This window comes from Enterobacter sp. 22499 (genome assembly GCF_052044815.1).
Taxonomy (GTDB): Bacteria; Pseudomonadota; Gammaproteobacteria; order Enterobacterales; family Enterobacteriaceae; genus Enterobacter; species Enterobacter bugandensis.
Map to the genome: position 1 here is coordinate 161,889 of NZ_JBQENR010000002.1, position 23,444 is coordinate 185,332.

Here is a 23,444-nt window from a genome sequence, read left to right on the forward strand (position 1 = left end):
ATGCACACCCCTACTCCGCTCTCTGCCCTGCGTCAGTGGCTTCAGGAAAACAGCCTCGACGGGATGATCGTTCCGCTCACCGATGCCTGGCAAAGCGAGAATTGCGCGTCGAACGACGAAAAGCTGGCCTGGCTGACAGGCTTTAACGGCTCTGCTGGCGTCGCGCTGGTACTGAGGGATAAAGCGCTGCTGTTCGTCGACGGGCGCTATCAGGTGCAGGCCCGCGTTCAGGTGAATATGGATGAGGTTGAGATCCACCATCTGCACAACGAGCCGCTGGCAGACTGGCTGACGACCAACGTCGCGGCGGGCACGCGTATTGGTTTTGACCCAATGCTGATGACGAATACCGAGTTTACGCAGCTGTCTGCCACACCGTGCACGCTCGTGCCGCTGAACGCGTCACCGTTTGACGCCTTATGGACCGATCGCCCTGCCGCACCGGCGGGGCTTATCCGTGAGATGCCGGTTGCGATAAGCGGTGAAAGCAGCGAAGACAAACGTCAGCGCGTTGCCGCCGTGCTGGCCGCGAACAACGCTGACTACCTGGCCGTTACGCTGCCGGATAACATTGCGTGGCTGCTCAACATGCGCGGCTCAGATATCCCCACCAGTCCGGTACCGCTCTCATTTGCCCTGCTCGGTCGCGACGGCCGCGTTGAGTGGTTTGTTAACGACAATAAGCTCGCAGAACTCTCTGATGCAGTTCTGAACGCCTTCACGATTGCGCCACAGAACACTTTTATTGAACGCTGTCAGCAACTTGCTGAAGGGAAGCGGGTGATGGTAGATGCCGATTCCGCGCCGGTGGCCCTGCGCTTTGCCATTGAACCGCGCGGTGAAATTGTCTGGCGAACCGATCCCATTACCCTCATTAAGGCTACCAAAAACCCGGTCGAGCTGGCAGGGTATCGCGAGTGCCATCTCCAGGACGGCGCCGCGTGGGTCAACTTCCTGGCCTGGCTGAGCCGCGAAGTGCCGCTGCGTGCGGCGGCGGGACAACCGCTAACGGAGCTGGAAGTGCAGGCGCAGCAACTGGCATTTCGCAAACAGCAGCCCGGTTTTATCGAGCAGAGTTTCGCGACCATTTCCGCCTCTTCGAGCAATGCGGCGATGTGCCACTATCATTCAAGCGAGGCCAGCAACAAGCCCATCGGCCATAACCATTTTTACCTGAACGATTCGGGCGGTCAGTACGCTAACGGCACCACCGATGCCACGCGCACGCTGGCGTGGGGTAATGTCCCCTCGCAGCAGCGTCTGCACTACACCGCCGTGCTGAGAGGCTTCCTGTCGCTGATTACCCTGCAGTTCCCTTCCGGTACGCAGGGGCACCAGCTGGATGCTTTCGCGCGTCGTCCGCTGTGGGAGATGGGGCTGGATTACGATCACGGTACCGGGCACGGCGTGGGCCACCAGCTTCTGATCCACGAAAACCCGCATCGCATCGCCAAAAAGGTGAACCCGTGGCCGCTGGTGGCAGGGAACATCATGACCATTGAGCCGGGATACTATCTGGGCGATAGCCACGGTATCCGTATTGAAAACCAGGTAGAAATTGTGGAGAGCCGACCGGGGTTCTGCAAGTTTGCCTCGCTGACGCTGATCCCGATTGATTTAAGCCAGGTCGAGCTGGATCTGTTGAGCGAGCAGGAAAAGCAGTGGCTGGATGAGTATCATCAGCAGGTACGTGAGGCGCTGTCACCGCTGGTGAATAGCGAGGCGCGTTCGTGGCTGGAGGCGGCGACGGCGCCGGTTCGTGTGTAATTTCGTGCGGTCTGATGCCCTCACCCCATCCCTCTCCCACGGGAGAGGGTGAAAACACTAAAAACGGCAACAAGGTTGCCGTTTTGCATTTACCTTGCGCAGAAAAGCAAAAAGCCTGCTTTAAAAGCAGGCTTTTCAAATTTGGCTCCTCTGACTGGACTCGAACCAGTGACATACGGATTAACAGTCCGCCGTTCTACCGACTGAACTACAGAGGAATCGTGTGAACGGGGCGCATATTATCGATGCTCCCCGATGATGTCAAAGGCAGAATGCATATTTCCGATCGTTTGCCGAATTATTCTCCATTTCGCGCAATTGTCAGGCATTTTGTCGCGGATATTTCCACAGCCAGCGCCCGCTGACCATGCGCCAGTAGAACAGCGCCCCGCGTACGGCCCAGTCAAGGAACATCCCCAGCCAGACGCCCACCACGCCCCAGCCCAGCACCACGCCCAGCGTATAGCCCGCCACAACGCGACACCCCCACATGCCAAGCATGGACACCCACATGGCAAAACGGGCATCGCGCGCTCCTTTCAGCCCGGCAGGCAACACCCAGGATGCCGCCCAGATGGGCATAAAGGCGGCGTTGAGCCAGATAAGGATCTTCACCACCTCTTTCACGTCATCTTCGTGGGTATAGAACGCGGCCATCAGCCCGGCAAACGGCGCGGTGCCCCAGGCGATCAGCGTCAGCCCAATCGTCGACAGCCAGAACACATGGCGCAGCTGCCGCTCCGCCTGGCCTATCTGCCCTTTCCCGAGACGTTTCCCCGTGATGATGGTTGATGCCGACCCAAGGGCGTTACCCGGCAGGTTAATCAGCGAGGCGATGGAGAAGGCGATAAAGTTACCGGCGATAACGTCGGTGCCCATTCCGGCGACAAACATCTGCGTGAGCAGCTTCCCGCCGTTGAACAACACGGATTCAATGCTCGCGGGAATACCAATCCCCATCACTTCCCAGATAATGGCGAAATTAAAGGGCCGGAAATAGCTCTTAAGCGTAAGACGCAGCGAGGGGGTAATCCCCGTCATCAGCACCCCGATGATGGCCGCCGCACCGATATAGCGTGATATGGTTAATCCCAGCCCGGCACCGACGAACCCCAGACCATCCCACGAGAACGCGCCGTAGATCAGCACGCTGCTGATGATGATATTCAGGATATTCATCCCACCGTTGATCAGCAGCGGGATTTTGGTGTTACCTGCCCCGCGCAGCGCGCCGCTGCCAATCAACGCGATGGCCGCCGCCGGATAGCTTAAGACGGTCATTTCGAGATAGGTCAGCGCCAGTTCCTTCACCTCGTTCGTGGCTTCCCCGGCGACAAAATCGATAATCTCTTTACCGAAATAGTGGATCACCGCCGCCAGAACAATCGAAAAGAGGGTCATGATCATCAGCGACTGACGTGCAGCCTCGCGCGCGCGTTTGGGATCCAGCTTGCCGAGACTAAAGGCCACCACAACCGTCGTCCCGAGATCGATGGCGGCAAAGAATGACATCACCACCATGTTAAAGCTGTCTGCCAGCCCGACCCCCGCCATCGCCTCTTTCCCCAGCCAGCTTACCAGGAAGGTGCTCAGCACTCCCATCAGCAGAACGCAGGTATTTTCCAGGAAAATAGGCACGGCAAGAGGGGTGATTTCACGCCAGAACAGAACACGATAGCTTTTACGTTTTGCGTACCATGGCGTGCGCACGATCGCCTGGCGCAGAGGGGCAGTGACGTTCAAAATGGACCTTAGCGAGAATAGTTGAAACTCCATTTCAAATGATGGGGGAGAAATGCTAATCCTGCAAAGTATTTTCCTGAAAAAGATGTGTGTATTTACAACAAACTGACGACAGAATCGGCAATCAGTCGATTTTCCCTAAGATCAGGTTTGACAAAAGTTTTTTCGCCGCTAAGATAAGCCTCCACAACGATTCCTCTGTAGTTCAGTCGGTAGAACGGCGGACTGTTAATCCGTATGTCACTGGTTCGAGTCCAGTCAGAGGAGCCAAATTTGAAAAGCCTGCTTTTGAAGCAGGCTTTTTGCTTTTCTGCGTCGGGTAGAATTGTCAGCTGGCGGCTGCGCCTGACCCGACCTACAAATCAGCGGACCGTTGATCGTCAAATAAAAAAGGCCCCCTGTCACCAGAGAGCCTTTTTCACAATTCGCTGCGATTATTCGCTTTTAGCTTCGGCGTTTTTGATTTCGCCCATCACTTTCAGCTTTTTGGAGATGTCGCGACGCTCTTTGGACAGCTCGGCATTTTTGATGATGTAATCATCAACGCGGTCTTCATAGTCGCTCTTCATGCTGGCGATGATGCCCTGAATAGCTTCAACGCTCATGCCCGGCTTGATGTAGTCGCTCAGGTTGTCGAGCAGCAGAACACGTTTCTGGTTGTCACGGATCTTCTTCTCAACGTCCTGGATTTCACGCTGCAGTTTGTTTTTGCGGCGGAACAGGCGGACGAATTCCAGAACATCCTGGAACGAAGGCTTGATAGTTTCCATTTTTACACCCCTGATAATGTGAGATTCGGATTCGTTAAAGCAACCGTTGTAACAATAACCTTACTGACAGCGGCTGCGAATGACAATGGCTATATCGTTTAAAGCTATCATAACCCCAATTGCTGCTGAATCGAAGCAGCAGGCGTCACATCCGCGTTTTATTTGCGCAGCGCCCGACAAATCAGGTGCGATAGCAGCTCAAGCTGTCGCGCCAGCTCCAGGCTCAGCCAGACATAGCCGTGAATGGGCGTTTCCGCCACGTTATCGCCCTGCCGCTCGTTGATTAACTGCTTCAGTTCCGCCACGATTTCATTGAGACGCTCGCTGTTCGCCAGCACGGGCTGCGGATTACCTTCATAGAGCGCATGGGCGATGGTCAGCAGGGTCTGCTGCGTCATCATCTGCGTCTCTTTGAGGGTCTGGGCGTTAAGCATCAACAGATGGCTGGGACGCGTGGCCCAGTGCGCGTTGATTTGCAGTTCAAGCATGCACACCAGATTGCGGCTGACCGTCTGGATAGCTTCGAAAATCGCTTTCTGAATATGGGTCTCTTTACTGGCTGGTACTATCAGGCCGCGCATTTTGACCACGTCGTTGAGGATGGTTTGCAGATGCTTTTCCAGCCGGGGACGTTCAACCAGATTCGGTGAAAACCCCGCCTGGTAGACGCGGTTAAACGCCGTGACGTAGTTAGCCATCTGGATACGCCAGTGCAGAAAAGCCCGCTGCGGCCAGATGCCGGTAAACAGCATGGCGAGCAGCGAGCCCAGAATAACATCCCCGCTTCGCCACATTGCCGTGGTCATATCCCCTGCTGGCGCGCCGACCACGACCGCGAGAGTGATACCAATCAGCAGCGCCTGATAAGGACGTTTGCCCAGCGCCAGCCAGCCGCACAGGAACATGGCGGCACCGCACCATGCCAGCATCACTGGAAATGAGATGAGCTCAAGCTTCAGGGCAATCAGCCCCAGGGCAGAGCCAAGCACGGTACCACCTATCCGCTCGAAGGCGCGCGGGACAACGTTTCCCCAAAATGAGATTGGCCCCATCACCACCACCAGCGTGATCAGCGGCCACGTTCCTTCCGGTATATCCAGCAACCTGACCAGTACAAAGGTCAACACGAACGCCAGCGCGATGCGACACCCGTGCACCACGCGGTAATGTTTATATAAGCGAATTTCAAAAGGGGTTAATGATTTGTCGGGACGCACACCCGCTCTCCAGCAACACGGCAAATCACAATTGTACTGTGTTTTCAGCCGGGCGGATCGCTCCCGGCTGAAAAACCCTTCATTAAGCAGGCTTAAACCGTTTTGTGCTCAACCGCGATAAACATTTCAATATCCCAGCAGCCGTCCGCGTTGCCATCATTGAGATAGCGCTCAAAGCAGGGCTTAAGCGCCATCTGATATTTATTATCCTGCAGCAGGGAATTAAAAAACTGATACCACGGGGTTGCAAAGTCGTAGTTTTCCACGCGCGCCGTCGCCACGGCATAATCACCGGCCGCGATTTCCGTCATCATCACCCCTTCGCTGTTTTCCGGGATGACGAAATCATCCGGTACGGTAACGGCCGTATCGCAGCGCAGTTTTTCTGCCGGAACCTCATCGGGGTTATCGTAATAGACCGCCACCCACTCCAGCGGCTCAATGTGACGCCCGTCTACCCACATGACCAGCTGTTCAAAGCCCTGCTTGACCGTTTTTTCCCACGGCCCAACAAGATGAAAACCCGCAATCTTACGTTTCTGTTGCTGCTTGATGCTGTAGTCCATGCTGCCTCCGATTAGCACTGTATATTTATACACTATAAAGCAGGATTTCTATTATCGGCAAACGAGGAGTGTTTATTATGTGAGCAGACTCGCAACCCTGCCAGTCTGCCCATCAGCGGTTAAAGCGTGTGGTGAAGATAATCGCTCAGGCGTGAGAATACGCCTCCCTTATCAACGGCTTCCAGAGTGACCAGAGGCCAGTGCGCCACGACCTTGTCGCGGTCATAGAGCTGGATCTCCCCGACCCGCTGATGCGCGGCAATCGGTGCTTCCAGCTCTTTTTTATCCAGCACGTATTTGGCTTTGATGTTCGGTACTTCCGCTTTCGGCAGGGCCAGCCAGAAGTCCTGGTCGGTGCCCAGTTTCACCTGTTCTTTATCGCCGTACCAGATACGCTCTGTTCCGACTTTTTTACCGTTATGCAGGATCTGCACCGTATCGAAGTTCTGTTGTCCCCAGTGCAGTAGCTTACGCGCCTGGTCCTCGCGCCCTTTCGGGCTGTCCGCGCCCATCACCACCGCAATCAAACGACGCTGACCGTCCACCGCGGAGGCAATAAGGTTAAAGCCTGCTCCTGAGGTATGCCCCGTTTTCAGGCCGTCCACGTTCATGGTTTTATCCCACAGCAGGCCGTTACGGTTTTGCTGGGTGATGCCGTTCCAGGTGAGACTCTTTTCGCTGTACATATGATAAAACTCTGGCTCACCGTGAATGATGGCCCGGGAGAGCACGGCCAGGTCATAGGCCGAGCTGTGCTGGCCCGGCGCGTCCAGCCCGTGGACGGTTTCAAAGTGCGTATCACGCAGGTTCAGCTTCTGCACGTAGTCGTTCATCATCTTCACAAACTGCGGCTGCCCGCCCGCCACGTGATCGGCCAGCGCCACGCAAGCATCGTTGCCGGAATCGACAATCAGACCGCGGCTTAAATCACGCACGGTGACGCGATCGCCCTCTTTCAGGAACATCAGCGACGAACCGTCAAAAACCGGGTTGCCCTTTGCCCACGCGTCACGCCCTACGGTGACAATGTCATCCGGCGTAATGCGATGGCTGTCAATGGCCCGGTCGACCACATAGCCCGTCATCAGCTTGGTGAGGCTCGCCGGGTTACGTTGCTGATGTTCGTTGCCCGCCGTTAAAATTTGACCAGTCGTGTAATCCATCAGCACCCAGGAGCCAGCCTGGATGGCCGGAGGCTGCGGCGAAAAATCCAGTGGTTCGGCCGCAAAAGCAGATGAGACACTCGATGCGAGTAAAGAAACAGCAATAAACAGACGGCGTTTCAACGGTATATCCTCAGGTCATTAAAAATCGATGACCTTTTTACGGGACTTCTGATGTCGTTACCTGGCTTAATTGCAAAAAAATGTGACAGAACGCAGGTTTTACGCGGAAGCGGTCTCGCAAATTTGCGCCGCGGCGGCGCTTTTTATTCGGTCTGACCCGCACGATCGTTTACCATAGTGACGTCATTTTTTAACAGGATGGTATTACTGGTGTCTGACTCTGCCGCACGCCCGACTTTTTTATTCCACGACTACGAAACCTTTGGCACGCATCCGGCGCTGGACCGACCGGCGCAGTTTGCCGCCATCCGCACCGATGACGAATTCAACATCATTGGCGAACCCGAGGTTTTTTACTGTAAACCGGCTGATGACTACCTGCCGCAGCCCGGCGCGGTCATGGTCACCGGGATCACACCGCATGAAGCGCGGGAAAAAGGCGTTAACGAAGCAGAGTTCGCCCGCCGCATCCACGATCTGTTTACCGTTCCCAATACCTGCGTGGTCGGTTACAACAACATCCGTTTTGACGATGAAGTGACGCGCAACATCTTCTATCGCAACTTCTACGATCCATACGCCTGGAGCTGGCAGAACCGCAATTCACGCTGGGATCTGCTCGACATCATGCGCGCCTGTTATGCCCTGCGCCCTGAAGGCATTAACTGGCCGGAAAATGAGGAAGGGCTGACCAGCTTCCGGCTGGAACACCTGACGCGTGCCAACGGCATCGAGCACAGCAATGCCCACGATGCGATGGCAGACGTTTATGCCACCATTGCCATGGCGAAGCTGGTGAAAACCGCACAGCCCCGGCTGTTTGAATATCTGCTGAGCCACCGAAGCAAGCAGAAGCTCATGACCCTTATCGACGTACCGCAGATGAAGCCCCTGGTGCATATCTCCGGCATGTTTGGCGCCTGGCGCGGCAATACCAGCTGGGTTGCGCCGCTGGCGTGGCACCCGGATAACCGTAATGCGGTTATCATGGTGGACCTGGCGGGCGATATTTCGCCGCTGCTGGAGCTTGACAGCGATACCCTGCGCGAACGGCTTTACACCCCGAAAAATGAACTCGGGGATCTGCCTGCGGTGCCGGTTAAGCTGGTGCACATCAATAAATGTCCGGTGCTGGCGCAGGCGAACACGCTGCGTCCGGAAGATGCCGACAGGCTGGGCATTAACCGTCAGCACTGCCTGGATAACCTGAAAGTGCTTCGCGATAACCCGCAAGTGCGCGAGAAAGTGGTCGCCATCTTCGCCGAGGCGGAGCCGTTCGTGCCGTCCGAAAACGTGGATGCCCAGCTCTACAACGGCTTCTTCAGCGATGCCGACCGCGCAGCCATGAATATTGTTCTGCAAACCGAGCCGCGTAACTTACCTGCGCTGGACATCACCTTCGCAGATAAGCGCATCGAAAAGCTGATGTTTAACTACCGGGCGCGCAATTATCCCGGCACGCTGGATGAAGCAGAACAGGCGCGCTGGCTGCAGCACCGTCGAAACGTGTTTACGCCAGAGTATCTGCAGCATTACGCGCAGGAGCTTGAGTCGTTATACAACCAATATGAAGGCAACGCAGAAAAACAGATCCTGTTAAAAGCCCTGTTCCAGTACGCGCAAGAGATAGTCTGAAGTGAGATATAAAAAAACCGGAGACAAGGTCTCCGGTTTTTTTTTGATACGTTAAGACTTAAGCAACGTCTTCGTACTGCGGAACCGGGTTACGGAAGCTCTTCGTAACGCAGGCCAGGTACACCAGACCGATACCTGCCCAAATCAGGCCAAGCACCATCGAGCTCTCTTCCAGGTTAACCCACAGCGCGCCCACGGTCAGGGCACCGCACATCGGCAGGAACAGATACTGGAAGTGATCTTTCAGCGTCTTGTTACGCTTTTCACGGATCCAGAACTGAGAGATAACCGACAGGTTAACAAAGGTGAACGCCACCAGCGCACCGAAGTTAATCAGCGCCGTTGCCATCACCAGGTCAAAGTTAATCGCCAGAAGCGCGATCGCACCGACCAGGATAATGTTCATCGCCGGGGTACGCCAGGTTGGATGCACGTAGCCGAAGAAGCTTTTCGGGAATACGCCATCACGACCCATTACGTACATCAGACGCGCAACGCCTGCATGCGCGGCCATACCGGACGCCAGTACGGTGATGGTGGAGAAGATCAGCGCGCCGACCTGGAACGCTTTACCCGCCACATAGAGCATGATTTCCGGCTGAGACGCATCCGGATCCTTGAAGCGCGAGATATCCGGGAAGTACAGCTGCAGGAAATAGGTCGAGAAAATAAAGATCAGACCGCCAATCAGCGCCGTCAGGAAGATGGCACGCGGGATCACGCGCTCTGCATCCTTCGTTTCCTCAGACAGGTTGCTAATCCCGTCGAAACCGGTAAAGGAGAAGCACAGAATCGTCGCCCCGGTAATCATCGGGATCACATGCGCATCACCAGACCAGAACGGTTTGCTGCTCGCCAGGGTGCCCGCGCCTTCGCCGTGGAATACGCCATAGATCACCATGCCAAGAATCACGGCAATCAGGACAACCTGAAGCACAACGATAACGGAGTTAAAGTTGGCAACGGACTTGATGCTGCGCAGGTTAAAGGCCGTCATAAAGGCTACCAGCGCCACGACGAAGATCCACGAGGGAATCGATGGCACCAGCGCTTCAAAATAGATTTTTGCCAGCAGAATGTTGATCATCGGCGCGAACAGGTAGTCGAGCAGCGAAGACCAGCCCACCATAAAGCCAACCGTCGGGCTGATGGATTTCTGGGCATAGGTGTAGGCGGAACCTGCAGACGGATAGCGACGCACCAGTTTACCGTAGCTCAGCGCGGTAAAGAGGATCGCAATCAGCGCAAAGCCGTAAGCCGTCGGCACATGACCGTCAGTGAGGCCCGATACGATACCGAATGTATCGAACAGCGTCATCGGTTGCATATAGGCAAGGCCCATCATAACAACCGGAATCAACGTAAGCGTTTTACGTAATTCCACGCGAGAGGTGTTTGGAGTTGCGTTATGCGACATAGTTATTCTCCTTTACGGTGATAACCGCCACGTAAGCGAAAAATTGCCCCATTTCTTTCTTCCTCAGCGACAACAACTGTCGGATTTTAGTAAATATCTATCCGGTACGAAGCCCGGCCTCTTGGTTTTTAGTTTCGTTTCGTACATGCAAAAAAAAATAACCGACGCCTTTTATATCGTCGATTATTCATTTGGTTGCAGCGGCGGCATTTTGCCCCACATCGGATACAAAAGGCAATACTTTGCAACGCACCGGGTCATTTTCTTTTTTCTAACTGGCTGATTTCTCGGCGCTCCCCTGAGAGTAAACTGCAGCGATAGCACTATTTGCTAAAATTTCGTCCCGCCACCAGGCGCTGGCCAGCCCGGCGGTTTGTTCATTCCAGCCGACCCACACCGATTCGTTACTGCTTTGTGCAAGCACCTGTTTTTCAACAAGCGCACCGCTATCAATAAAGCGCTGCGCCAGATAGCGCGGCAAATAGCCGCAGCCCAGACCGCTAATTTGCAGCTCCAGCTTGGTTTTAAAGTCAAAAACGGTAATGGCCTCCTGCTCATCCAGCAGCTGCGAGGAAACCGCACATTCGGGGCGTGAACTGTCCCCGACTACTATTGCGCGGTACCCCTTAATAACGCGGCGGTTAAGAGGCTCAGGCTCCTGAGCCAGCGGATGATGGGGCGCCACGGCAAATACCTGCTCCAGAACGCCCAGGCGGGCAAAACCAAAGTCACTCAACTGGGGAGGCTCGTGCAGGGCACCGACAAAGATGTCCGCCCTCCCCTGGGTTAAGGCATCCCAGGAGCCGCCCAGCACCCCGTTGATGAAGATCAGCCGGGTGACGCTGTGATGCTGGTAAAACGCTTCAATGAGCGGCGTCAGCAGAGAAAACGGAAAGGTATCATCCACGCCAATCACCAGCTCATTCTCCCATCCCTGATGGAGCTTGACGGCCTGCTTTTCCAGCTCGCGAACGGTATGAAGAACGTCACGACCTTTTTCCAGCAGCATCTGCCCGGTGCGGGTAAACCGCGCGCGGTGCCCGGTGCGATCGAGGATCTGAATATTGAGGTCGCTTTCCAGTTTTTGAACGGTATAGCTCAGGGCCGAAGGGGTTTTGTAAAGCTTTGCCGAGGCAGCCGCAAAGCTCCCCTCTTTTTCCAGTGCATCCAGAATAATAAGAACATCCAGCAGCGGTTTCATGCTCGCCCCCTTCCGGTGTGCGATTGTCTCCGCTGCGGGGCTTATTCCATGGGCATCACCAGCGGATCGGGATACTGATACTCAAACCCCAGCTCATGGCAAATACGATTGCCATCAACAATTTTGCCTTTACTTTCGTTCTTTGCCTCACCAAAAACCGGCGGAGCCAACCCAAGCTGGCGTGCCATGAGCGGGTAAAACGTGCTGCGCGCCGGATGAGACGGTGCACATATATTATAGATGTGTCCGCCTTTTGGAGCCTGTAAGAGTAGTTCAATCGCGCCAATAACATCTTCAAGATGCACAAGATTCACGCCATGCTGACCGTCTGGTGCCGTCTTACCGGCAAAGAAGCGCCCCGGATGACGCCCCGGGCCAACCAGCCCCGCCAGACGAACGATATCGACCTGCGTGCCGGGAAGGTTATGCAGCCAGTCTTCCAGCTCTTTCAGGACCTGACCGCTCGCGGTTACGGGACGGCGCTCGGAACTCTCTTTCACCACGCCCTCAGCATCGCCATAAACCGACGTCGAGCTGGTAAAAATTATGCGCGGGACGTGATGCGCCAGCGCGCTGTCGACAATCTCCTGCATCGCCTGCAGGTAGAATGATTCGCCCGGGCCACTGCGCCGTGCGGGTAGCGTAATCACCAGCGCATCTACGTTCATCAGCGTGTCCAGATCGTCCGCATCACACACCAGCTCAGGCTCCAGACGCAGTTCAACGCCATCAATACCGCACATGCGCGCCGCTTCGACCCCATCCCGGGTGGTCTTGCTCCCGGTCACCTGCCAGCCTTTCGCGGCTAATGACATCGCCAGCGGCATTCCCAGCCATCCTAAACCGACAATCGCGACCTTTTTCATGCGAATTCTCCTGACTCTCACTCGTCTTTCATAAGGCTACGCCAGCCCGGCAGAACACACAATTCATAGCATCAATATGAAATGAATTAATGATCAAAAAAAGCCCTTGCAATATGTCGTACAACTGGTTTAGGTTAAAAGACATCAAATGAATAAGCATTCATCGAGAATTTATATGACACGCGTTCAATTTAAACACCACCATCATCACCATCATCCTGACTAGTCTTTCAGGCGATGTGTGCTGGAAGACGTTTGGATCTTCCAGTGGTGCATGAACGCATGAAAAAGCCCCCGGAAGATCTTCTTCCGGGGGCTTTTTTTTGGACCAAATTCAGACAGGTTAAAACAGGTTAACGAGGAATAAAGAATGTTAGATAACTCACGTTTACGCATAGCTATTCAAAAATCAGGCCGTTTGAGTGACGATTCACGCGAACTGCTGGCCCGCTGCGGGATCAAAATCAACCTGCACACCCAGCGCCTGATTGCTCTGGCTGAAAACATGCCGATCGACATTCTGCGCGTGCGTGATGACGATATTCCCGGCCTTGTGATGGACGGCGTCGTTGACCTCGGCATCATCGGTGAAAACGTGCTGGAAGAAGAGCTGCTGACCCGCCGCGCGCAGGGTGAAGACCCGCGTTACTTCACCCTGCGTCGTCTGGACTTCGGCGGCTGCCGCCTGTCGCTGGCAACGCCGGTTGATGAAGCGTGGGACGGCCCGGCCGCGCTGAACGGCAAACGTATCGCCACCTCTTACCCTCACCTGTTGAAGCGCTATCTCGACCAGAAAGGCGTGCAGTTTAAATCCTGCCTGCTGAACGGCTCCGTTGAAGTGGCACCGCGTGCGGGTCTGGCGGACGCCATCTGTGACCTCGTCTCGACCGGCGCGACGCTGGAAGCGAACGGTCTGCGCGAAGTGGAAGTCATCTACCGCTCTAAAGCGTGCCTGATTCAGCGCGACGGCGAGATGGCCGACGCCAAACAGCAGCTGATCGACAAACTGCTGACCCGTATTCAGGGCGTGATTCAGGCGCGTGAGTCCAAATACATCATGATGCACGCCCCAACCGAGCGTCTGGATGAAGTGATTGCCCTGCTGCCGGGCGCTGAGCGACCAACCATCCTGCCGCTGGCGGGCGATCAGCAGCGCGTGGCGATGCACATGGTGAGCAGCGAAACCCTGTTCTGGGAAACCATGGAAAAACTGAAGGCACTGGGCGCAAGCTCCATCCTGGTGCTGCCAATTGAGAAGATGATGGAGTAATGGCCATGAGCTTTAACACAATCATCGACTGGAATACCTGTAGCGACGAGCAACAGCGCGAGATGCTGATGCGCCCGGCAATTTCCGCCTCTGAAAGCATCTCCCGCACCGTGGCGGAGATCCTGGATAACGTCAAAGCCCGTGGCGATGACGCCCTGCGTGAATACAGCGTGAAGTTTGATAAGACGGAAGTCGGCGCATTGCAGGTTACCGAGAAGGAAATCATTGATGCCAGTAATCGTCTCGGTGACGATATCAAGCAGGCGATGGCCGTCGCGGTGAAAAACATTGATACCTTCCACACCGCGCAGAAGCTGCAGACCGTGGATGTCGAAACCTTGCCCGGCGTGCGCTGCCAGCAGGTGACGCGCCCGGTTGCGTCAGTGGGACTTTATATCCCTGGTGGTTCAGCGCCGCTGTTTTCGACCGTATTAATGCTCGCCACGCCGGCGCGTATCGCCGGATGCCAGAAAATAGTGCTGTGCTCTCCGCCACCGATCGCCGATGAGATCCTCTACGCGGCAAAACTCTGCGGCGTACAGGCGGTCTATAAAGTGGGCGGCGCGCAGGCGATTTCGGCCCTGGCGTTCGGCACAGAGTCCATTCCTAAAGTCGACAAAATCTTTGGCCCGGGCAATGCGTATGTGACCGAAGCCAAGCGCCAGGTCAGCCAGCGTCTCGACGGCGCGGCCATCGATATGCCTGCCGGTCCGTCTGAAGTGCTGGTCATTGCCGACAGCGGCGCAACGCCGGACTTCGTGGCCTCCGACCTGCTTTCACAGGCAGAACACGGCCCGGACTCGCAGGTCATCCTGCTGACGCCGGATGCCGATATGGCGAAACGCGTGGGCGAAGCCGTTGAGCGTCAGCTGGCCGAATTGCCGCGCGCGGAAACAGCGCGTCAGGCGCTGTCTGCCAGCCGCCTGATTGTAGCGCGCGACCTGGATCAGTGCATCTCCATCTCCAACCAGTACGGCCCGGAGCACCTGATCATTCAGACCCGCAACGCGCGCGATCTGGTCGACAGCATCACCAGCGCGGGCTCGGTGTTCCTCGGCGACTGGTCACCGGAGTCCGCGGGGGATTACGCCTCCGGCACCAACCACGTGCTGCCGACGTATGGCTACACCTCTACCTGTTCCAGCCTCGGCCTGGCGGATTTCCAGAAACGCATGACCGTGCAGGAGCTGTCCCGCGAGGGGTTTGCTTCACTGGCTTCTACTATTGAAACCCTGGCCGCCGCCGAGCGTCTGACCGCCCACAAAAACGCCGTGACGCTGCGCGTTGCCGCCCTGAAGGAGCAAGCATGAACATTGAAGAATTAGCCCGCGAAAATGTCCGCCGCCTGACGCCTTACCAGTCTGCGCGTCGTCTGGGCGGAAACGGGGACGTCTGGCTGAACGCCAACGAATTCCCGACTGCGGTGCAGTTTGAGCTGTCGCAGCAAACGCTGAACCGCTATCCGGAGTGTCAGCCAAAAGCGGTGATTGAAAACTACGCCCAGTACGCGGGTGTGAAGCCGGAGCAGGTACTGGTCAGCCGCGGCGCGGATGAGGGCATTGAGCTGCTGATCCGCGCGTTCTGCGAGCCGGGCAAAGACGCGGTGATGTACTGCCAGCCCACGTACGGAATGTACAGCGTCAGCGCCGAAACCTTCGGCGTGGCGTGCCGCAACGTCCAGGCGCTGGAGAACTGGCAGCTCGATTTACAGGGCATTGCCGACAATCTCGACGGCGTGAAGGTCGTCTTCGTCTGCAGCCCAAATAACCCAACCGGGCAGATTATTAACCCGCAGGATATCCGCACCCTCCTGGAGATGACCCGTGGTAAAGCGCTGGTGGTGGCCGACGAAGCCTACATCGAGTTCTGCCCGCAGGCGACGCTGACGGGCTGGCTGGAAGAGTATCCGCATCTCGTTGTGCTGCGCACGTTGTCAAAAGCCTTCGCCCTCGCGGGCCTGCGCTGCGGGTTTACGCTGGCGAATAAAGAGGTTATCGACCTGCTGCTGAAAGTGATCGCCCCGTACCCGCTTTCAACGCCGGTTGCCGATATTGCGGCACAGGCGCTGACGCCTCAGGGTATCAACGCGATGCGCGAACGCGTGGCGCAGATCCTGGAGGAACGTCAGTACCTTGTCACCGCGCTGAAAGACATCCCTTGCGTCGAGCAGGTGTTCGACTCGGAAACCAACTACATCCTGGCGCGCTTCACCGCCTCCAGTGCCGTATTTAAATCTTTATGGGATCAGGGCATTATCTTACGAGACCAGAATAAACAACCTTCCCTGAGTGGCTGTTTACGTATCACCGTAGGCACCCGCGCAGAGAGCCAGCGCGTCATTGACGCCCTGAAAGCGGAGAAAGTATGACCCAGAAGATCCTTTTCATCGATCGTGACGGCACCCTTATTTCGGAGCCACCAGCCGATTTCCAGGTCGATCGTTTCGACAAGCTGGCTTTTGAACCGGACGTGATCCCGGTGCTGCTTAAGCTTCAGAAAGCGGGCTATAAGCTGGTAATGATCACCAACCAGGACGGTCTGGGTACGGACAGTTTCCCGCAGGCGGACTTTGACGGCCCGCATAACCTGATGATGCAGGTGCTAACCTCTCAGGGCGTGGTATTTGATGAAGTGCTGATTTGCCCGCACATGCCAGCCGACGAGTGCGACTGCCGTAAGCCAAAGGTGAAGCTGGTTGAGCGCTATCTGGCCGAAGATATGCTGGATAAAACCAACAGCTACGTCATCGGCGATCGCATCACCGATATTACGCTGGCGGAAAACATGGGCATCGCGGGGCTGCGCTACGATCGTAACGACCTTAACTGGGCAAAGATTGGCGAGCAACTGACAAAACGCGACCGCTATTCCCACGTTGAGCGTAACACCAAAGAGACGCAGATTGATGTAAAAGTCTGGCTGGACCGTGAAGGCGGCAGCAAGATCCACACCGGCGTCGGTTTCTTTGACCACATGCTGGACCAGATTGCCACCCACGGCGGTTTCCGCATGGAGATCGCGGTAAAAGGCGACCTTTATATTGACGATCACCACACCGTGGAAGATACCGGCCTGGCGCTGGGTGAAGCCCTGAAGCTGGCGCTCGGCGACAAGCGCGGCATCAACCGTTTCGGCTTCGTCCTGCCGATGGACGAGTGCCTGGCGCGCTGCGCCATGGACATCTCGGGTCGTCCGCACCTGGAATACAAAGCTGATTTCACCTACCAGCGCGTCGGCGATCTCAGCACCGAAATGGTGGAGCACTTCTTCCGTTCCCTGTCCTACACCATGGGACTGACGCTGCACCTGAAAACCAAAGGCAAAAACGATCACCACCGCGTGGAGAGCCTGTTTAAAGCCTTTGGCCGTACGCTTCGCCAGGCGATCCGCGTGGAAGGCGATGCCCTGCCCTCGTCGAAAGGAGTGTTGTAATGAACGTGGTGATTCTGGATACCGGATGCGCCAACCTCAACTCCGTGAAATCGGCCATCGCGCGCCACGGCTATGAGCCGGTGGTGAGCCGCGATCCGGACATTGTATTGCGCGCTGACAAGCTTTTCCTGCCGGGCGTTGGCACCGCACAGGCGGCGATGGACCAGATTCGCGAACGCGATCTGGTCGATTTGATCAAAGCCTGTACCCAGCCGGTGCTGGGGATTTGCCTGGGCATGCAGCTTCTTGGCCGCCGCAGCGAAGAGAGCAACGGCGTTGACCTGCTGGGCATTATCGACGAAGACGTACCGAAAATGACCGACCACGGCCTGCCTCTGCCGCATATGGGCTGGAACCGCGTGTACGCCAAAGCGGGTGACCGGCTGTTTCGCGGCATCGAAGACGGCGCGTACTTTTACTTCGTGCACAGTTACGCCATGCCGGTGAACGTCAATACCATCGCCCAGTGCACTTACGGCGAGGCGTTTACCGCGGCGGTGCAGAAAGACAATTTCTTCGGCGTGCAGTTTCACCCGGAACGCTCTGGCGCCGCTGGCGCGCAGCTGCTGAAAAACTTCCTGGAGATGTGATGATTATTCCCGCTTTAGATTTAATCGACGGCACGGTTGTCCGTCTTCATCAGGGCGATTACGGTCAACAGCGCGACTACGGAAAGGACCCGCTACCGCGCCTGCAGGATTATGCCGCCCAGGGTGCACAGGTGCTGCATCTGGTGGATTTAACGGGCGCGAAAGATCCGGCGAAGCGCCAGATCCCGCTGCTGAAAAAACTGGTTGCTGGTGTTGACGTGCCCGTACAGGTTGGCGGCGGCGTACGCACCGAGGACGACGTGGCGGCTCTTCTGGATGCGGGCGTGGCGCGCGTGGTGGTCGGTTCAACCGCCGTGAAAGAGCCTGAGACGGTGAAGGGCTGGTTCCGCCGCTTTGGCGCCGACGCGCTGGTACTGGCGCTGGACGTGCGCATTGACGAACAGGGTAATAAACAGGTGGCGGTCAGCGGCTGGCAGGAAAATTCCGGCGTAACGCTGGAAGCGCTGGTCGAGACGTATCTCCCTGTGGGCCTGAAGCACGTGCTGTGCACGGACATCTCGCGCGACGGCACGCTGGCGGGTTCCAACGTTTCTTTATATGAAGAAGTTTGCGCCCGTTATCCGCAGGTGGCATTCCAGTCATCTGGCGGCATCGGTGACTTAGCCGATATCGCCGCGCTGCGCGGAACGGGGGTACAGGGCGTGATTGTGGGCCGGGCCCTGCTGGAAGGTAAATTTACGGTGACGGAGGCGATTCAATGCTGGCAAAACGGATAATTCCTTGTCTTGACGTGCGCGATGGTCAGGTTGTGAAAGGCGTGCAGTTCCGCAACCACGAGATCATTGGCGATATCGTCCCGCTGGCAAAACGCTATGCCGATGAAGGCGCTGACGAACTGGTCTTCTATGATATCACCGCCTCCAGCGATGGCCGCGTGGTCGATAAAAGCTGGGTCGCGCGCGTGGCGGAAGTGATTGATATTCCGTTCTGCGTGGCGGGCGGGATTAAGTCTGCTGATGACGCCGCCAAAATTCTCTCTTTTGGCGCCGACAAGATTTCCATCAACTCCCCTGCTCTGGCCGAGCCGGAACTGATTACCCGCCTGGCCGATCGCTTTGGCGTACAGTGCATAGTGGTTGGGATTGATACCTGGTTCGACGCCGCGACCGGCAAATATCACGTTAACCAATATACCGGCGATGAAAGCCGGACGCGCGTGACGCAGTGGGAAACGCTCGACTGGGTGCAGGAAGTGCAGAAGCGCGGCGCAGGTGAGATTGTGCTGAACATGATGAACCAGGACGGCGTGCGTAACGGTTACGATCTCGAGCAGCTGAAGAAAGTTCGCGCGGTGTGCCACGTTCCGCTGATTGCCTCCGGCGGCGCGGGCACCATGGAACACTTTCTGGAAGCCTTCCGCGATGCGAACGTGGACGGCGCGCTGGCCGCGTCCGTGTTCCACAAACAGATTATCAATATTGGCGAGTTAAAAACGTACCTGGCCGACCAGGGCGTGGAGATCAGGGTATGTTAACAGAGCAACAACAGGCGCAGCTGGACTGGGAAAAAACTGACGGATTACTGCCGGTGGTTGTACAGCATGCCGTCTCAGGCGAAGTGCTGATGCTGGGGTATATGAACCAGGACGCGCTGGCAAAAACGATCGACAGCGGCAAAGTGACGTTTTTCTCGCGCACGAAACAGCGCCTGTGGACCAAGGGGGAAACTTCGGGTCACTTCCTGAACGTGGTCAGCATGACGCCAGACTGCGATAACGACACCCTGCTGGTGCTGGTGAACCCAATCGGCCCAACCTGCCATAAAGGCACCAGCAGCTGCTTCGGCGAGGCGAGCCACCAGTGGCTGTTCCTGTATCAGCTTGAGCAACTCCTGGCGGAGCGTAAATCCGCGGATCCTGAGAGCTCCTATACCGCGAAGCTGTATGCCAGCGGGACTAAGCGTATTGCGCAGAAGGTGGGTGAAGAAGGCGTTGAGACGGCGCTGGCCGCGACCGTACATGACCGGGAAGAGTTGACGAATGAAGCGTCGGATTTGATGTATCACCTGCTGGTGCTGCTGCAGGATCAGGAACTGGATTTGACGGCGGTGATTGAGAATCTACGAAAGCGTCATAAATAAAAAAACCGGGGATTTTCCCCGGTTTTTTTTAATCTGCAAATCAGGCTTTTGGTTTGTAGTTGCGTAATGCGTTACGTCCTAATACCACACCTGAACCAATCATTCCGCCCAGCAGCACGGCAAGAATCAGCACAATGGCTTTTTTCGGGCTATCGCGACGAACGGGCAGATCCGGCTTCATGACGTAACGGTAGACGTGTATTGTGTCAGGCTTAACGTTCAGGTTTTGGATGTCCAGCAGGTTTTGCCTGGTCTGATAGTATGCAGCAGAAAAGACCAGGGGACGAGAGGCTTCGTTTTCAATCATCGATTTCAGCCCTACGCTTCCCAGGAGGAACATTGTTTCCTGGGTCACATCCTGAGTTTGTTGAATCTGTGGCGAGGAGATTTTCGCCGCCTCAGCGTTTTTCAGCGCTTCGGTAATTTGTTTAATACGCAGGTCTTTCTGCTCCTGAGCGACCTTCTCCTGGTTTACCAGAGAATCGTTCAGGGTTTTAATCTGCTCTTTGATGCTGTTTTGCAGGTCAACCGTGAGCTCTTTGGAAGTTTGCTCATCAACCTGCTGGATATATTGCGCAAGCTGCTTCTGCGCCGCTTCTGCGGAAGTACTGGTATAGGAAACACTCAACGGGAGCGATTCCCCTTTAACAGCAGGCTCGATTGTCAGTTTTTCAGGTTCGTCCTGATTTTCCAGTGCCTGTGCCAATGCAGAGAAGGAAGAATTGAAACGACCAATGGCGCGTGTTTGAACATCAAGCATTGAGGGTGCAGCGCTACCGTAGAGGATATTCAACGCATTAGAATATGTTGCAATTTGAGCGACATCAGGTTGCGCAATAATTGCGCTTGAGGTCCACTTTTCTTTCGCGAAAGTAAGATAACCGACAGCAAGTGCAATAAAAACAACAACAAACGTTGCTATCATCCACTTCCCACGCCACAGCTGCAGCACTAAATCAAGTAAATCAATTTGCTCAGGGTCATTGCTTCGGATGACCTGGCTATTGTTGTTGTGCGTCATACATTCCCTAACAGATGAAAAAGGGCAAACATAATTGTGTTTTCATAGTTTATCTATTGCTGGGGATTTTTCTATAAGAATCCGATGAGTTATATCGGAAAGATGCGTTATGTAACTCGCCCCCTTCGCGCTATCATAGTCACCATGTGATGCGTTATCGCATCTGTAAGCGTTGGGTATTTGAGGAAAGATATGAAATTTCTGGTAACGGGTGCAGCGGGTTTTATCGGTTCGAATGTCAGCAAACGCCTCATTGAGGGCGGTCATGAGGTTGTCGGTATTGATAACCTGAACGACTATTACGATGTTAATTTAAAGCTGGCACGTCTGGAACGGCTACAATCTGAGCGATTCACCTTCCACAAGATGGAATTAGCTGACCGGGAAGGTATGGCTGCGCTTTTCGCTGACGAGAAGTTCGATCGCGTTATTCACCTGGCCGCACAGGCAGGCGTACGCTACTCCCTGGAAAACCCGCATGCGTACGCCGATGCCAACCTTATTGGCCACCTCAACGTGCTGGAAGGCTGCCGCCATAACCACGTTCAGCATTTGCTGTATGCCTCATCCAGCTCCGTATATGGCCTCAACCGTAAGATGCCCTTCTCCACTGACGATTCCGTAGATCACCCGGTTTCACTCTATGCCGCGACCAAAAAAGCCAATGAGCTGATGTCGCACACCTATTCGCATCTCTACAACCTGCCGACCACCGGACTGCGCTTCTTTACCGTATACGGTCCGTGGGGACGCCCGGACATGGCGCTGTTTAAGTTTACTAAGGCGATGATTGAAGGCAAAAGCATCGATGTCTATAACTACGGCAAGATGAAGCGCGATTTCACCTACATCGATGATATCGCTGAAGCAATTATCCGCCTGCAGGATGTTATTCCCCATCCTGACGCAAACTGGACCGTCGAGACCGGCTCACCGGCAACCAGTTCAGCACCTTACCGCGTTTACAACATCGGTAACAGTTCGCCAGTAGAACTGATGGACTATATCACCGCGCTGGAAGAGGCGCTGGGTAAGAAAGCCGAGAAAAATATGTTGCCACTCCAGCCGGGCGACGTCCTGGAAACCAGCGCCGACACGAAAGCGCTCTATGACGTGATCGGTTTCAAACCGCAAACCTCGGTTAAAGACGGCGTGAAGAACTTCGTTGACTGGTACCGCGAGTTTTATAAGGTCTGAAAATAAAAAACCCGGCAAATCAGCCGGGTTTTTTATTTTAACGTAATAGAATTAGTCGCTACCGAACAGATCGCGGGTATAGACTTTGTCAGCGACGTCAGCCAGCTCTTCGGCCATGCGGTTCGAGATGATGACATCCGCTTCCTTCTTAAAAGCATCCAGATCGCGGATCACGCGGGAATTGAAGAACTGATCTTCCTGCATGGCCGGTTCATAAATAATAACCTCAACGCCTTTCGCCTTGATGCGCTTCATGATCCCCTGAATGGAAGAGGCGCGGAAGTTATCGGAACCGCTCTTCATGATCAGACGATACACCCCGACCACTTTCGGCTGGCGCGCAAGAATAGAATCGGAGATGAAATCTTTACGCGTACGGTTAGCGTCAACAATCGCAGAAATGAGATTATTCGGTACAGCCTGGTAGTTTGCCAGCAGCTGCTTGGTGTCTTTTGGCAGGCAATAGCCGCCGTAGCCAAATGAGGGGTTGTTGTAGTGGTTGCCAATACGCGGGTCAAGGCAAACCCCTTCAATAATCTGGCGGGTGTTCAGCCCAAGACTTTCTGCGTAGCTGTCGAGCTCATTGAAGTACGCGACTCGCATTGCCAGATAGGTGTTTGCGAAAAGCTTAATCGCCTCCGCTTCGGTGGAGTCCGTAAACAGCACCGGAATATCTTTCTTCACTGCGCCTTCCTGCAGCAGTGCGGCAAAGCGTTCAGCGCGCTCAGAACATTCGCCAATAACGATACGGGAAGGATGCAGGTTATCGTAAAGCGCTCTCCCCTCACGTAGGAACTCTGGCGAGAAGAAGATATTATCAATACCAAACTTTTCTTTGATGGATTTGGTAAAGCCGACAGGAATGGTCGATTTAATAACCATCACCGCATCAGGATTAATCGCAATAACATCTTTGATAACCGCTTCTACGGTTGAGGTGTTGAAATAGTTGGTTTTTGGATCGTAGTCAGTAGGCGTCGCAATGATGACGTAATCCGCATCGCGGTATGCATCTTCTTTATCTGTCGTGGCGCGGAAATTCAGCGGTTTGTTGCTGAGATAGTCCTGGATTTCTTTGTCGACAATCGGCGATTTCTTCTGATTGAGCATAGCCACTTTGGCCTGCACGATATCCAGCGCAACCACTTCATGGTTCTGAGCAATCAGAATGCCGTTAGAAAGACCGACATACCCTGTTCCGGAAATTGTTATTTTCATTCGCTAATGACTTCTTTTAGTTAACTGTATTGATGGCCGGCAGACCATCGCGATAAACATAACTGTTGGGCTTTGTACCTCCTGGCAAACAGCACTGTCAAGGCAAACCAGGAGTAATCACAACGAGGGGGATGAGATTCAGACTACT

23 protein-coding genes, 2 tRNA genes and 1 other annotated feature are annotated in these 23,444 nt (G+C 55.2%); of the genes, 13 read left to right on the forward strand and 12 right to left on the reverse strand.

The genetic code is table 11. The annotated features are described in order from the left end of the window. On the forward strand, positions 1-1,767 hold the full coding sequence (locus ACTJI7_RS08705) for an aminopeptidase P family protein (protein ID WP_440670233.1): 1,767 nt from the start codon (positions 1-3) through the stop codon (positions 1,765-1,767). A gap of 142 nt (positions 1,768-1,909) precedes the next feature. Here ACTJI7_RS08705 and ACTJI7_RS08710 read toward each other — a convergent pair. Further along, a tRNA-Asn gene (locus tag ACTJI7_RS08710) sits at positions 1,910-1,985 on the reverse strand. A 103-nt stretch (positions 1,986-2,088) separates the two neighbouring features. Beyond that, positions 2,089-3,543, reverse strand: a complete 1,455-nt coding sequence (emmdR, locus tag ACTJI7_RS08715) for a multidrug efflux MATE transporter EmmdR (RefSeq protein WP_120266864.1) — start codon at positions 3,541-3,543, stop codon at positions 2,089-2,091. A gap of 161 nt (positions 3,544-3,704) precedes the next feature. Here emmdR and ACTJI7_RS08720 point away from each other — a divergent pair. Beyond that, positions 3,705-3,780: transfer RNA gene (locus ACTJI7_RS08720), tRNA-Asn, on the forward strand. A 164-nt stretch (positions 3,781-3,944) separates the two neighbouring features. On the opposite strand, the gene ACTJI7_RS08725 is transcribed toward ACTJI7_RS08720, so the two are convergent. The 4 genes from ACTJI7_RS08725 to dacD all read right to left on the reverse strand — a co-directional run bounded on the left by ACTJI7_RS08725 (position 3,945) and on the right by dacD (position 7,349). Then, positions 3,945-4,280: a DUF496 family protein gene (locus ACTJI7_RS08725; protein ID WP_028013754.1), complete on the reverse strand. Its 336-nt coding sequence runs from the start codon at positions 4,278-4,280 to the stop codon at positions 3,945-3,947. 158 nt (positions 4,281-4,438) lie between these two features. Further along, complete coding sequence (locus ACTJI7_RS08730) at positions 4,439-5,497, reverse strand: FUSC family protein (protein ID WP_028013755.1); 1,059 nt, start codon at positions 5,495-5,497, stop codon at positions 4,439-4,441. A 92-nt stretch (positions 5,498-5,589) separates the two neighbouring features. Next, positions 5,590-6,063, reverse strand: a complete 474-nt coding sequence (gene sbmC, locus ACTJI7_RS08735; RefSeq protein WP_248204043.1) for a DNA gyrase inhibitor SbmC — start codon at positions 6,061-6,063, stop codon at positions 5,590-5,592. Between the two features lie 119 nt (positions 6,064-6,182). Beyond that, entirely contained in the window at positions 6,183-7,349 is a 1,167-nt protein-coding gene (dacD, locus tag ACTJI7_RS08740; RefSeq protein ID WP_048961279.1) for a serine-type D-Ala-D-Ala carboxypeptidase DacD, read from the reverse strand. Positions 7,350-7,547: 198 nt separating this feature from the next. Here dacD and sbcB point away from each other — a divergent pair, with 198 nt between their 5' ends. Next, positions 7,548-8,984: an exodeoxyribonuclease I gene (gene sbcB / locus ACTJI7_RS08745; protein ID WP_370552060.1), complete on the forward strand. Its 1,437-nt coding sequence runs from the start codon at positions 7,548-7,550 to the stop codon at positions 8,982-8,984. A gap of 58 nt (positions 8,985-9,042) precedes the next feature. Here the strand turns inward: sbcB and plaP are convergent, their stop codons facing one another. The 4 genes from plaP to ACTJI7_RS08765 form a co-directional block, all read right to left on the reverse strand. Beyond that, a complete protein-coding gene (gene plaP, locus ACTJI7_RS08750) occupies positions 9,043-10,401 on the reverse strand; it encodes a putrescine/proton symporter PlaP (protein WP_028013759.1) in 1,359 nt (452 codons plus the stop codon). After that, positions 10,391-10,453, reverse strand: a complete 63-nt coding sequence (gene yoeI / locus ACTJI7_RS08755; protein WP_099458931.1) for a membrane protein YoeI — start codon at positions 10,451-10,453, stop codon at positions 10,391-10,393. Before yoeI ends, plaP begins: the two co-directional genes overlap by 11 nt. Before the next feature lie 219 nt (positions 10,454-10,672). Continuing rightward, on the reverse strand, positions 10,673-11,602 hold the full coding sequence (locus ACTJI7_RS08760) for a LysR substrate-binding domain-containing protein (RefSeq protein WP_063154994.1): 930 nt from the start codon (positions 11,600-11,602) through the stop codon (positions 10,673-10,675). Positions 11,603-11,643: 41 nt separating this feature from the next. Further along, a complete protein-coding gene (locus ACTJI7_RS08765) occupies positions 11,644-12,468 on the reverse strand; it encodes an SDR family oxidoreductase (RefSeq protein WP_028013761.1) in 825 nt (274 codons plus the stop codon). A gap of 175 nt (positions 12,469-12,643) precedes the next feature. Between ACTJI7_RS08765 and hisL the strand changes: the two genes are divergently transcribed. From hisL to hisIE, 9 genes are all read left to right on the forward strand, one after another. Continuing rightward, positions 12,644-12,694, forward strand: a complete 51-nt coding sequence (gene hisL, locus ACTJI7_RS08770; protein WP_001364200.1) for a his operon leader peptide — start codon at positions 12,644-12,646, stop codon at positions 12,692-12,694. Further along, positions 12,670-12,793: a sequence feature (His leader region), on the forward strand. (Overlaps the previous gene by 25 nt.) Before the next feature lie 45 nt (positions 12,794-12,838). Beyond that, positions 12,839-13,738, forward strand: coding sequence for an ATP phosphoribosyltransferase (hisG, locus tag ACTJI7_RS08775; RefSeq protein ID WP_000886595.1), 900 nt, complete (start codon positions 12,839-12,841; stop codon positions 13,736-13,738). Between the two features lie 5 nt (positions 13,739-13,743). Continuing rightward, a complete protein-coding gene (hisD, locus tag ACTJI7_RS08780) occupies positions 13,744-15,048 on the forward strand; it encodes a histidinol dehydrogenase (RefSeq protein WP_063155065.1) in 1,305 nt (434 codons plus the stop codon). Continuing rightward, positions 15,045-16,106 carry a histidinol-phosphate transaminase gene (hisC, locus tag ACTJI7_RS08785; protein WP_028013763.1) on the forward strand — a complete coding sequence of 354 codons (1,062 nt, stop codon included), beginning with the start codon at positions 15,045-15,047 and terminating at the stop codon, positions 16,104-16,106. The genes hisD and hisC overlap by 4 nt, the downstream gene beginning before the upstream one ends. Further along, positions 16,103-17,170, forward strand: a complete 1,068-nt coding sequence (gene hisB, locus ACTJI7_RS08790; RefSeq protein ID WP_028013764.1) for a bifunctional histidinol-phosphatase/imidazoleglycerol-phosphate dehydratase HisB — start codon at positions 16,103-16,105, stop codon at positions 17,168-17,170. Before hisC ends, hisB begins: the two co-directional genes overlap by 4 nt. Continuing rightward, positions 17,170-17,760, forward strand: a complete 591-nt coding sequence (hisH, locus tag ACTJI7_RS08795) for an imidazole glycerol phosphate synthase subunit HisH (protein WP_028013765.1) — start codon at positions 17,170-17,172, stop codon at positions 17,758-17,760. Before hisB ends, hisH begins: the two co-directional genes overlap by 1 nt. Continuing rightward, the gene (hisA, locus tag ACTJI7_RS08800) at positions 17,760-18,497 is read left to right on the forward strand and encodes a 1-(5-phosphoribosyl)-5-[(5-phosphoribosylamino)methylideneamino]imidazole-4-carboxamide isomerase (RefSeq protein WP_041909171.1); all 738 of its coding nucleotides are present in this window, start codon (positions 17,760-17,762) and stop codon (positions 18,495-18,497) included. Before hisH ends, hisA begins: the two co-directional genes overlap by 1 nt. Further along, positions 18,479-19,255, forward strand: coding sequence for an imidazole glycerol phosphate synthase subunit HisF (gene hisF / locus ACTJI7_RS08805; protein ID WP_045260395.1), 777 nt, complete (start codon positions 18,479-18,481; stop codon positions 19,253-19,255). The genes hisA and hisF overlap by 19 nt, the downstream gene beginning before the upstream one ends. Continuing rightward, complete coding sequence (gene hisIE, locus ACTJI7_RS08810; RefSeq protein WP_045260396.1) at positions 19,249-19,860, forward strand: bifunctional phosphoribosyl-AMP cyclohydrolase/phosphoribosyl-ATP diphosphatase HisIE; 612 nt, start codon at positions 19,249-19,251, stop codon at positions 19,858-19,860. The genes hisF and hisIE overlap by 7 nt, the downstream gene beginning before the upstream one ends. Positions 19,861-19,900: 40 nt before the next feature. Here hisIE and wzzB read toward each other — a convergent pair whose 3' ends face one another. After that, positions 19,901-20,881 carry an LPS O-antigen chain length determinant protein WzzB gene (wzzB, locus tag ACTJI7_RS08815; protein ID WP_045629815.1) on the reverse strand — a complete coding sequence of 327 codons (981 nt, stop codon included), beginning with the start codon at positions 20,879-20,881 and terminating at the stop codon, positions 19,901-19,903. A 192-nt stretch (positions 20,882-21,073) separates the two neighbouring features. Between wzzB and ACTJI7_RS08820 the strand changes: the two genes are divergently transcribed. After that, positions 21,074-22,078 (forward strand): NAD-dependent epimerase, encoded by a 1,005-nt coding sequence (locus tag ACTJI7_RS08820; RefSeq protein ID WP_063154995.1) that lies wholly within the window; start codon positions 21,074-21,076, stop codon positions 22,076-22,078. A gap of 51 nt (positions 22,079-22,129) precedes the next feature. Here ACTJI7_RS08820 and ugd read toward each other — a convergent pair whose 3' ends face one another. Beyond that, positions 22,130-23,296 (reverse strand): UDP-glucose 6-dehydrogenase, encoded by a 1,167-nt coding sequence (ugd, locus tag ACTJI7_RS08825; RefSeq protein WP_440670228.1) that lies wholly within the window; start codon positions 23,294-23,296, stop codon positions 22,130-22,132. Positions 23,297-23,444 lie beyond the last annotated feature (148 nt).